2 protein-coding genes are annotated in these 987 nt (G+C 69.4%); both read left to right on the top strand.

Going from position 1 to position 987, the window contains the following annotated elements:
- A partial coding sequence (gene tagH, locus ACCC94_RS29790) for a type VI secretion system-associated FHA domain protein TagH (RefSeq protein WP_413353182.1) occupies nucleotides 1-643 on the top strand: 643 nt, incomplete at its 5' end.
- Nucleotides 644-688: 45 nt separating this feature from the next.
- On the top strand, nucleotides 689-987 hold a 299-nt coding region (tssJ, locus tag ACCC94_RS29785; RefSeq protein WP_413353181.1), incomplete at its 3' end, for a type VI secretion system lipoprotein TssJ.

The following is a 987-nucleotide window of genomic DNA, read 5'->3' as shown; positions in this document are numbered from 1 at the left end:
CGCGGTGACCGAGCCAGCGCCCCGTGCAACAGACTCCGCCCCGGCGGAAAACCACGACGAACTGTTGCAGGCCTTCCTGCGCGGCGCCGGCCTGGAGCGCCTGCGCCTGGACAGCCGGCAGGCGGCTGAGCAGATGGGAGCCATCGGGCGCAGCTACCGCCTGATGGTGGAGGGGCTGATCGACGTCCTGCGTGCGCGCAGCAGCCTGAAAGGCGAATTCCGCATGCAGCAGACCCTGGTGCGTCCGGTGGAGAACAACCCGCTGAAGTTCGCCCCCAATGCCGACGAGGCGCTGCTCCTGCTGCTGCGCGGCGGCAGCCCGGCGTTCATGCCGGCCGACCAGGCGGTGCGCGATGGCTTCGACGACCTGCGTGCGCACCAGCTGGCGGTGATGGCCGGCGTCGAGGCGGCGATCAAGCACCTGCTGGCACGCTTCGAGCCCCATGCGCTGGAAGCTCGCATGGGCAAGGGCGGCGGCCTGGCGAGCCTGTTGCCGGGCGCCCGCCAGGCGCAGAGCTGGCAGCAGTTCGTCGAGTTGTACGCGACCCTGTCACGGGAAGCCGAAGACGATTTCCAGGATCTGTTCGGCCGTGAATTCGGCCGCGCCTACGAGCAACACATCGCCCGCCTGCGTCACTCCTAGGCCGGTCGATCAGGGAAGAAACAAGCGCGTTACCGAGGAACAAGGATGATTCGAAAGGTTTTACTGGCAGCGGGCCTGGCCCTGCTGTGCAGTGGCTGTTCCAGCGAGACGCCCAGCGTGTCGCCGGCGCCGGAGGAGGGCACCCGCCTGACGCTGCTGGTGCAGGCCGACAGCCGCCTCAACCCCACCCCCGATGGCCACAGCGCCCCGGTGCGCGTGCGCCTGCTGGAGCTGCGCAGCGCCGCGCTTTTCGAACGCGCCGATTACTTCAGCCTCGCCGAACAGGCCGCGAGCGTCCTGGGTGCCGACCTCGTCGCCCAGGACGACTGGCTGCTGCAGCCGGG

Origin of the sequence: Pseudomonas sp. Pseusp97, from assembly GCF_047304025.1 — a bacterium.
GTDB lineage: Bacteria > Pseudomonadota > Gammaproteobacteria > Pseudomonadales > Pseudomonadaceae > Pseudomonas.
The sequence above is the reverse complement of the archived record's forward strand: the minus strand, read 5'-3'. Positions and strand labels throughout refer to the sequence as shown.